The organism is Klebsiella sp. H-Nf2, assembly GCF_002806645.1.
Taxonomy (GTDB): domain Bacteria; phylum Pseudomonadota; class Gammaproteobacteria; order Enterobacterales; family Enterobacteriaceae; genus Klebsiella; species Klebsiella variicola.
On record NZ_PIBL01000011.1, the window covers coordinates 173,837 to 181,241 of the forward strand.

General features: G+C 50.6%; 14 protein-coding genes and 2 pseudogenes. 1 reads left to right on the top strand and 15 read right to left on the bottom strand.

All coding sequences use genetic code 11. From position 1 onward, the window contains the following. Positions 1-61 precede the first annotated feature (61 nt). The 7 genes and pseudogenes from CWM58_RS22245 to CWM58_RS22275 form a co-directional block, all read right to left on the bottom strand. The gene (locus CWM58_RS22245; RefSeq protein WP_032426433.1) at positions 62-403 is read right to left on the bottom strand and encodes an HNH endonuclease; all 342 of its coding nucleotides are present in this window, start codon (positions 401-403) and stop codon (positions 62-64) included. A 55-nt stretch (positions 404-458) separates the two neighbouring features. Then, on the bottom strand, positions 459-704 hold the full coding sequence (locus CWM58_RS22250; protein WP_084441289.1) for a DUF2560 family protein: 246 nt from the start codon (positions 702-704) through the stop codon (positions 459-461). Between the two features lie 66 nt (positions 705-770). Next, positions 771-1,160 (bottom strand): hypothetical protein, encoded by a 390-nt coding sequence (locus CWM58_RS22255; RefSeq protein ID WP_100681805.1) that lies wholly within the window; start codon positions 1,158-1,160, stop codon positions 771-773. Positions 1,161-1,244: 84 nt separating this feature from the next. After that, entirely contained in the window at positions 1,245-1,733 is a 489-nt protein-coding gene (locus tag CWM58_RS22260; RefSeq protein WP_031592522.1) for a hypothetical protein, read from the bottom strand. 70 nt (positions 1,734-1,803) lie between these two features. After that, positions 1,804-2,001 (bottom strand): hypothetical protein, encoded by a 198-nt coding sequence (locus CWM58_RS22265; protein ID WP_084441291.1) that lies wholly within the window; start codon positions 1,999-2,001, stop codon positions 1,804-1,806. Further along, the gene (locus CWM58_RS22270) at positions 1,952-2,227 is read right to left on the bottom strand and encodes a hypothetical protein (RefSeq protein ID WP_084441294.1); all 276 of its coding nucleotides are present in this window, start codon (positions 2,225-2,227) and stop codon (positions 1,952-1,954) included. Before CWM58_RS22270 ends, CWM58_RS22265 begins: the two co-directional genes overlap by 50 nt. A 187-nt stretch (positions 2,228-2,414) precedes the next feature. Beyond that, positions 2,415-2,698 (bottom strand): annotated as a pseudogene (locus CWM58_RS22275) (hypothetical protein). 85 nt (positions 2,699-2,783) lie between these two features. Here CWM58_RS22275 and CWM58_RS22280 point away from each other — a divergent pair. Then, positions 2,784-2,966, top strand: coding sequence for a hypothetical protein (locus CWM58_RS22280; RefSeq protein WP_100681806.1), 183 nt, complete (start codon positions 2,784-2,786; stop codon positions 2,964-2,966). Positions 2,967-2,978: 12 nt separating this feature from the next. Here CWM58_RS22280 and CWM58_RS22285 read toward each other — a convergent pair whose 3' ends face one another. The 8 genes and pseudogenes from CWM58_RS22285 to CWM58_RS22315 form a co-directional block, all read right to left on the bottom strand. After that, positions 2,979-3,164, bottom strand: a complete 186-nt coding sequence (locus CWM58_RS22285; RefSeq protein ID WP_100681807.1) for a hypothetical protein — start codon at positions 3,162-3,164, stop codon at positions 2,979-2,981. 15 nt (positions 3,165-3,179) lie between these two features. Further along, positions 3,180-3,659 carry a glycoside hydrolase family protein gene (locus tag CWM58_RS22290; protein WP_100681808.1) on the bottom strand — a complete coding sequence of 160 codons (480 nt, stop codon included), beginning with the start codon at positions 3,657-3,659 and terminating at the stop codon, positions 3,180-3,182. Then, positions 3,643-3,966 carry a phage holin, lambda family gene (locus tag CWM58_RS22295; RefSeq protein WP_032430487.1) on the bottom strand — a complete coding sequence of 108 codons (324 nt, stop codon included), beginning with the start codon at positions 3,964-3,966 and terminating at the stop codon, positions 3,643-3,645. Before CWM58_RS22295 ends, CWM58_RS22290 begins: the two co-directional genes overlap by 17 nt. Before the next feature lie 558 nt (positions 3,967-4,524). Further along, a complete protein-coding gene (locus CWM58_RS28835; protein WP_165785837.1) occupies positions 4,525-4,677 on the bottom strand; it encodes a hypothetical protein in 153 nt (50 codons plus the stop codon). Positions 4,678-4,679: 2 nt separating this feature from the next. Continuing rightward, complete coding sequence (locus CWM58_RS22300; protein ID WP_172957023.1) at positions 4,680-5,525, bottom strand: TAXI family TRAP transporter solute-binding subunit; 846 nt, start codon at positions 5,523-5,525, stop codon at positions 4,680-4,682. Positions 5,526-5,718: 193 nt separating this feature from the next. Continuing rightward, the gene (locus CWM58_RS22305) at positions 5,719-5,976 is read right to left on the bottom strand and encodes a DNA polymerase III subunit theta (protein WP_100681818.1); all 258 of its coding nucleotides are present in this window, start codon (positions 5,974-5,976) and stop codon (positions 5,719-5,721) included. Positions 5,977-5,978: 2 nt separating this feature from the next. Then, positions 5,979-6,239, bottom strand: a complete 261-nt coding sequence (locus tag CWM58_RS22310) for a hypothetical protein (RefSeq protein WP_100681809.1) — start codon at positions 6,237-6,239, stop codon at positions 5,979-5,981. 141 nt (positions 6,240-6,380) lie between these two features. Next, positions 6,381-7,280 (bottom strand): annotated as a pseudogene (locus CWM58_RS22315) (DNA-methyltransferase); the annotation flags it as partial. Positions 7,281-7,405 lie beyond the last annotated feature (125 nt).

Consider the following 7,405-nt stretch of genomic DNA (forward strand, 5'->3'; position numbering starts at 1 on the left):
ATCATTTGAATGCTAATGATTTCAAATGACAATCAATTTTGAGATGTATTGATAATGGTTATCACTTAAACCAATGAGAAGCCGGGTCCAGTGGCATCCCGTTTTCATCGCAGCCGATCACGGTGCCACGCTTCTCCATTCGCTGCTTCGTTGAGTCGTGGTGCTGCTTACACAGCCCTTGCCAGTTCTTCCGGCTCCAGAAAAGCTTTTGTGCCTTCGCTATTGCCTGGCTGTCAGCAGAGCGCAGAGCCTCTTTCAGTTTGTGCGGGATGATATGGTCAACCACCGTTGCAGCTGTCACCCTGCCTTGCTCCTGGCACATGACGCATAAGGGGTGCGCACGCAGGAAGATAAGACGCTCTCGGTCCCACTTGCTGCCGTAGATGCGGGGCTCTTTGTTCACGTAATCGCTCCTTGAGCATTATCACAGGCGCTCAACGAGTGCCTGCTGTAATGCCTTAGCTGGCCTGCTCAGCGCCGGTATCAAAAAGCGCTAACGCTTCCGTCGACTCCTGAAGCGCTTTGATAGTCCGTGCCACCACTTCAGTTTCAGTTACCACGCGGTTGTACTGCTGGATGAACAGCTGATATTTGAGCGGGCTATCCTGGACGAACTCAATAGCCTTAGCAGCGGCTGCGGTGTCGTAGTTCAGGATGGAAAGCAGATTCAGTCGAATCTGTTCTGCTGGTGTAATCTCTGACATGTCTTACCTCTGTGCGATGTGGGGAGCATTATTGAAGCCACTCGGCAGAATGGCTCCTGTAATGCCTTACTTAACTGTTTCGATGGTCGCGCCGTGGCTGTTGGTGATGTAAATCTGATCGCCTTTGTAAAGAAACTGGTATCCAACACCACCAAACTCATGTATGTCCGGGAAAGCTGGCGAAGGAATCCCTGAACAAATAATGGCAATGCAATCAGCCCGGTTTGCTCCAGTACGCTCGACCGTTAATTGATGCTCATCGCCAACTGGTTTCGTCATATCTTGGTCCTCATAGGACATCGGGATATGCTCAATGATGTCAGGCGCCATAACATCCAGTTCATCAGCAAGAGCAAAAGCCTGACGCCATTGCTCAGAGCCAGGGCGAGCAACGGTGATTTCTTTTGCCTCATACAATGAGGTGGCGTTGTTAATAATCTGCTTAACGGTAAACATTGTCTTCTCCTGCTTCTGGTAATAAAAAGCCCCGCTATTGCGAGGCATCGTATTTACTTGTATTTGATATTTATTGCCAACGAATCAACCTGGTAATCCGTCGATGTAGCTAAATATAAAACTGGCATCCATCATATTACTTTGATTAAAGCGGCTTCTTTTTATTGCCTCAAACCCTTCCTGCTTACTAGGCCAATTATTGCAACAATCATTCATATTGTTGTTTTTTTCAAACCACAGTTTTTTGAAACTGAACTCTTCAGCAACCTTTTCAAAAGCAACAACTGTTTTCTTCTGAGTTCGTGTAGCAGTGATGATCACGTTGCATCCCATCTCAGCTAACTCTTTGGTAGATTTTTCAACCTGAGAGCCCAAATCCCCCAAAGTGGATATCCCAATCTTAAGTCCATCACGCTCAAATACAGCTATAAGATCCTTTTCTCCACCAGGGTGGGGTTTTGCTGCCATAAAGGATGCATAGCGATCACTTTGCTCAAACAGTTTTATCAGAAATATTAGCGTTTCACTTTTTCCCCTGTTGCTGGAACCGAATACACCCATCATTAAGTTCATCTTGCAGCACTCCTTACTGTGTCGTCTTCCCTGATATAATGCTCATGCTGTGTTGATGCAACAGTTTTTATTAGCTATTAGTAGCTTTGTCGGTTTGTTGCGGGCAGTTCACCAGCACTGATTTGTTGTGCGCCAGAATGTCGCGCTTGGTCTGACGGTCCATTACGTCGATATCGTGGTCGGTCAGGTAGATAATCCGCACCCAGCTGCACGCGGTATCAACGACTACCGGGGCGGGTAAACTTTCCGCGCAGCTCCCGATCAACATCGTCATCAGGCATATGGCTAACAGTCTGCTGTACATCGCTGGCCTCTTTCGTGACTTCTGCCTTACGTTCTGCCGCGGCGACGGTGGCGGCGGCGTTCTCTTCGGTGTGCCGCTGATCGGCCTTGGCTTCCGCCTTACTGGTCCCGCGTGCATGGCCGATGCCGAACGCACCGGCGATAGCTCCCAGCATCACAACCACCAGCCCTGCAATAATTTCGAAACTCATTGCTGCTGCCCCTTCAGTTCTCGGCCTTATCTTTCAGTGACGGTTGCCTTACGTATTGCGAGAGCACCGCCAGCACCACCAGAGCGGGGCTAATCATCGATGTGGGGAGCATTATCGAAGCCACTAACTTAGTGACTTCTGTAATATCCTCACGTGGGGATGCAGGCTGTTTTATCCCTTAGTGGGGTTAACAGTCAGCATCAGGCCGGGCGACTGCACGGCATGCCACATACAGGCTTCCTGCATTTTGGTACGCGCGATAGCCATGCAGCGCAAAGCCTCTACTCTCTCGGTTTCGGCCTGACTACCGCGCTCGACAACTTCAGCCGTTGCAACCTCTCGCTCAGTCTCGAGCAGACTGCAAAAATGCCGGCTGACACCTTTGAGGCGGTTCATGCGCTCAATGTCGCCAGCGGTTAATGTGCGGTAGCCTTTTACAGTGCTGCCGTCCTGCGGTTTTGCTTCACTCATTTCGTAGCCCTTTCGGTTGTATCTGATTTGCTTTTACCGGCTCGTAGGTGGATATTGTTGGGAGGGAAAGCGTGGAGATAACCAAATGAAACAGATACTTTTTACATGGTTTGCTTTTACAAATACCTATGCCTGCATCACCGCCAGCATTAACGTGAACAACTCACTAATGCTTGATTCAGCTGTGCCGTGGATTGTTGGGATTTCTCTTGGAGTAATCACCAATTACTTATTGGTTAAGAAACTAAAGGAATGCGGGGTTCTGTAGCCCTGCCGGTTGCTAGCCTGCTTGCTTCTTAACGCTGTCCGGCATCACCGCGCCAACAACGCCAGCCAGCGCTACGCCGCCAGCGATGACGGTTTCCTGAACGCCCGGAGGCATCTGATAGCCGAAGACACCAGCAATGACCAGGATAATGCCGCGCCAGGTAGACGGCTCTTTAAGTCGGTTAATGAGATAGTTCATAATTTACCTTCAGGTTCATGATTTAACTTCAGCGACGAAGCCGCCAGCGGCTTTGAATTTTGCGATGAGGTTGTCGGCTTCGTGCTCAAACTGACCGTAACCAGCTCCGGGGAGAGATGCCCAAATATTGCTGCAACGGTCGATAGCCTGACGAATCTGCCCGTTGTCAATAAGCGGCAGAGCGCAACGCTCTTTAATCTGCTGTAGCGCGACCTGGTCCTGTGATGCCGGGGAGAAGTCCTTCAGGCCGAGCTGCTTGCGGTAAGCATCCCACCACTTCGACAGGAGCTGGTAGCGCCCCGCTGCGGTGGATTTGATACCCAGCTTTGGCAGGTTAACCAACTTGCGTGGATGATCGCTGTAGTCAGTAAAGAGTGAACCACCAACAATGACGTCATAGCCTCGGTTCTTTGTCGGCTGCCCCGCTTTGTCTGTACCTTCAGACCAAGCGAGCATGTCCAGAAACGCTTTACGTTGTTTATTGATCTCCAGCATCATCAACTCCTGCCTTTCTGGCTGCGATTTTTTTAATCAAGCTCCCGATCGAGTCAGTACCGATATAGCCAATGAAGACACTGGCGATGTAGGCGAGATTGCTGCTCAGGCCAATGAAGTCGAGAAGGTCACGGACGAACCAGGCGATCATCGCGCACATGACAGCATCGATCAGCGTCTTCGCCATGGCGCCACCGTTATAGCGGCCACGCAAATACGCCATGATGAAAGCCAGTATTGCGCCGATACCCTGCTCCTTAGCTGCCAGCAGAGCGGCGATGAAATCTTGTTTGTAGGGCATTCGCATAAGCCTCACCTCCGTTAATGACGGATGGCGCTGTGTGTTTGAAAAGGTTCAGGCCCATCGGGCTGATTTAACAACGAGCTTTATCGATGATGATTCCCGTGAGCCTGAAATGAAAAAGGCCGCGCAATAGCGCAGCCCTTAAATGCTTTTGGTTAGTTGAAGTGCCTTAATCAGGCGAAAAAAAAGCCCGCTCAGAGGAACGGGCAGAAAGGTAGGCATTCTGATTCTGTAACGGTTCGATACGCACCTAATAGTCCGAGCTACCGATTTACCAGGAGAGTGATCATTATTCCGTTACTGCCTTTTAAACATAGCTGGAGAAGCCGAAACGGCAACCCACTACCAAATAGCTTAGTAGCATTGCATATGGTGCCGGGTGCCTCCCGGTGGGCATGTCCCAGCCGACATGGCCCGCGCTGCATTTACAGATCACTGTAAGTGACTGGTCGCCCCTCCGCACAGGGGGATTCACCATGCCGCTAATCTAATTTGTAAACTTTGTGTTAGTCAATATGTAACACTCTGTCAAAGGCACCCGAAGATGCCTTTTGCACAGTGTCAGGATTTGCTTTTAAATGGCCAGTAACGGCAGGCTGCCAGCGCAGCGAGGATAACCACCAGTGTAACCATATCCATCAGCACGCCCGCCAGCCGCCAGGATACGAACAGTAGAACGGCAAACAGCGCCCAAAAACACAGCCTGCGCAGCATGATTATTTACCGTTGGTGCCGAGCACGCGGCTCAGGTTTTTCAGCAGTACGGTTGAGGCCGTTTCGAGCATGTCATCACCGGCATCGGTATTGGCGACCACCAGCGTTTTGGTGCAGGGGACTTTGACCTTCGAGTCGCTCAGCCAGCCGGATTCGGTCACCGCCTTTTTCAACTCGTATACCGGTTTCCCGTTAGGCAACTTATCGTCTAGGTGCCAGCCGTTCATGTCGATCATAGCCAGTCCACTGCCTTCCTGATTTACCGCTTCCAGAAACTTATTCGACCGGTCCGGCGCAGAGACCCAGAGGAATGCGTCATATTCACCAGTAGTGACTTTCGCTAGCGAGCGCACGCCGCCTTTCGCGTAGGTCTCGACTTTGGCGTAGTCCTTTTCCAGACCCTGAAGGTATTGCCATGACGCATAAGATCCGCTGGTAGGCTCGCCGACCGCGATTTTCACTCCAGCCTTTAAATCCCCTTCATCACTAACCTTCCCGCCCTTCTTCACCGCGACAAAAACACACTCATCGGCCAGCTCGCCGATAATGTCCACCTTCTGGGCTTCGTTGACGTGACGGCCACGCCAGTATTGGAAGGCATCAGCCTGGGTGAAACCGATCTGAGCAGCACCGCTGGCCACCTTATCGAGATTATCCAAAGAGCCTTTACTGGGGATCACTGTCGAACTGTAGCCATACTCACTCAGTGCGCTGGCGAGGTTCACGCCATAGACCGCGTTGTAGGTCAAACCCTGTTGACCCGTGGTGATAACGACTTCAGCAGCCGAAGAGGCGTTACTCAGGCACAGCGAAGCGACCGCGATTGCGGTCATAATGACTTTTTTCATGTGACGTTCCTTTTGAGGTGAGCCTTCGCCCGGAGTGGCCGCCCTGCAGAACAGTCACACGACCATTCCAAAGGCTCACCCCGAAAAGCTCTGCAGGTTTTATGCGCCGGGCGTGGCGCAGATATGAAAAAGGCCCGCGGTAGCGAGCCCTGAAATGAAAAATATCCTCCGTAGCGGCTTGAATCGAAAAGGTTTATTTTTTGGCATTCTTCTCCGCCATCTCAATGTATCGAGGGTCAGTAGCGCGCGGGAGCTGGATGCTTTGCTCGCGGTAGTAACGCACTCTTTCCATGAAATACTCGCGCAAATTTTCCGGCTGCTCTCTCGCCACCTGCTCAGCGATAACCGGCATGTTCAGGCGTTCTTTGTATGCTACGCCCGACGCCGCTAGGTCAACGTTAACCTTGTCCTGCTCTTCTTTTGGTTTTGCTGCGATATTATATTTAGACATGTTCAGGGCTCGCATTTCCAAATAGTGTTTTGTACACCACTACCTTTCGGTAAATTCGGATTCATATTCGCGCTATGGAGATAAACAGCTTTCGACTTTCCATATTGCTGACAAGCCTTAATAGCTGTGCTATGCAAACTATCTAGCCCGTACCAAGCATCGGATTGAATACTAACCTTTTCACCGTCGTTATATTGGACTGCTGCACAACCCGAGAGCGCTCCAATAATCGTAATGCCTACAATCAACTTAATGCTATTCATTGACTTCCCCCACAATTATTGAAGGGGATTATAGATTAAGCAGCTAAACCTTTCGAGTGGCATATCCAGGCAGATTGGCCCTCATCAGGGCCTCGGCGAACGGTGGCGGCACGGCGTTGCCACAGCGCGCAACTTGCTGAGCTAAACCAGCAAATTACGCATTTCAACTACCGTCTGTTCAAATCGCTCCTTCTCCAGCTCAACACCTATACCCTGCCGCCCGAGAAGGGCTGCTTGCTTTAACGTTGACCCGGATCCGAAAAAGAAATCAGCTACCACCTCCCCTGGCCGACTGCTGGCCGTGATGATCTGCTGCAGCATATCGGCGGGTTTTTCACACGGATGTTTGCCGGGATAAAACTGAACCGGTTTATGAGTCCAGACGTCGGTGTAAGGAACCGTGACAGACACGCTAAACGGGCGCCGTAACCGGTAATATTCCTGCTGAAGTTCAGAATATTTTCTGTTCAGCGATTGCCAGGTTGCAACCAGCTGGTGGTGAGGTTTGCCCAGTTCATGGCGCGAATGCTTTTCCATGGCAATTTTTTGAAATAGCGCCTGCAGCTTCAAATAATCAGCTTCGTTCGGCAGTTGCCACTGACTAAGGCCAAACCAGTGGGAAACCATGTTTTTCTTACCAGTGGCTTCTGCAATCTGCATTGAAGTCACGCCAAGAGATTCCCTGGCATCCCGGAAGTAAGAAATCAGCGGTGTCATGACATGCTGTTTTAGCTCATTACATTTTGCGGCATATCCATCATTTTTGGGCTTGTATGGCCCCTGATAATGGTCGGCAAAAATGATACGTTCCGTCGCTGGGAAATATGACCGGAGGCTCTCTTTGTTGCATCCGTTCCAGCGTCCCGAAGGTTTAGCCCAGATGATATGGTTAAGCAGGTTAAATCGCTCTCTTACCAACAGCTCTATATCCGCTGCCAGGCGGTGCCCACAGAACAGATACATGCTGCCGGTAGGTTTTAACACTCGCCAGAACTGTGCAAGACAGCTATCCAGCCAACGTAAATAGTCTTCTTCCCCCTGACCTGCCCCCAGGATTAGATACAACCGTCAGTTAGTAAGGTCGGTTTGTTTACCTTCACATTTTCCATTTCGCCACCGTGCTGCAAACTCTGATGGCGTCTGATAATTCAGTGCTGAATGTGGAC

Bases quoted from the DNA above. Each gene is read 5' to 3' on its own strand.
- CWM58_RS22280 (WP_100681806.1), top strand. From the start codon at position 2,784: ATGAAACAGATACTTTTTACATGGTTTGCTTTTACAAATACCTATGCC.
- CWM58_RS22270 (WP_084441294.1), bottom strand. From the start codon at position 2,227: ATGAGTTTCGAAATTATTGCAGGGCTGGTGGTTGTGATGCTGGGAGCT.
- CWM58_RS22300 (WP_172957023.1), bottom strand. From the start codon at position 5,525: ATGAAAAAAGTCATTATGACCGCAATCGCGGTCGCTTCGCTGTGCCTG.
- CWM58_RS28835 (WP_165785837.1), bottom strand. From the start codon at position 4,677: ATGCTGCGCAGGCTGTGTTTTTGGGCGCTGTTTGCCGTTCTACTGTTC.
- CWM58_RS22305 (WP_100681818.1), bottom strand. From the start codon at position 5,976: ATGTCTAAATATAATATCGCAGCAAAACCAAAAGAAGAGCAGGACAAG.
- CWM58_RS22250 (WP_084441289.1), bottom strand. From the start codon at position 704: ATGTCAGAGATTACACCAGCAGAACAGATTCGACTGAATCTGCTTTCC.
- CWM58_RS22310 (WP_100681809.1), bottom strand. From the start codon at position 6,239: ATGAATAGCATTAAGTTGATTGTAGGCATTACGATTATTGGAGCGCTC.
- CWM58_RS22265 (WP_084441291.1), bottom strand. From the start codon at position 2,001: ATGTTGATCGGGAGCTGCGCGGAAAGTTTACCCGCCCCGGTAGTCGTT.
- CWM58_RS22255 (WP_100681805.1), bottom strand. From the start codon at position 1,160: ATGTTTACCGTTAAGCAGATTATTAACAACGCCACCTCATTGTATGAG.
- CWM58_RS22260 (WP_031592522.1), bottom strand. From the start codon at position 1,733: ATGAACTTAATGATGGGTGTATTCGGTTCCAGCAACAGGGGAAAAAGT.
- CWM58_RS22285 (WP_100681807.1), bottom strand. From the start codon at position 3,164: ATGAACTATCTCATTAACCGACTTAAAGAGCCGTCTACCTGGCGCGGC.
- CWM58_RS22290 (WP_100681808.1), bottom strand. From the start codon at position 3,659: ATGCTGGAGATCAATAAACAACGTAAAGCGTTTCTGGACATGCTCGCT.
- CWM58_RS22295 (WP_032430487.1), bottom strand. From the start codon at position 3,966: ATGCGAATGCCCTACAAACAAGATTTCATCGCCGCTCTGCTGGCAGCT.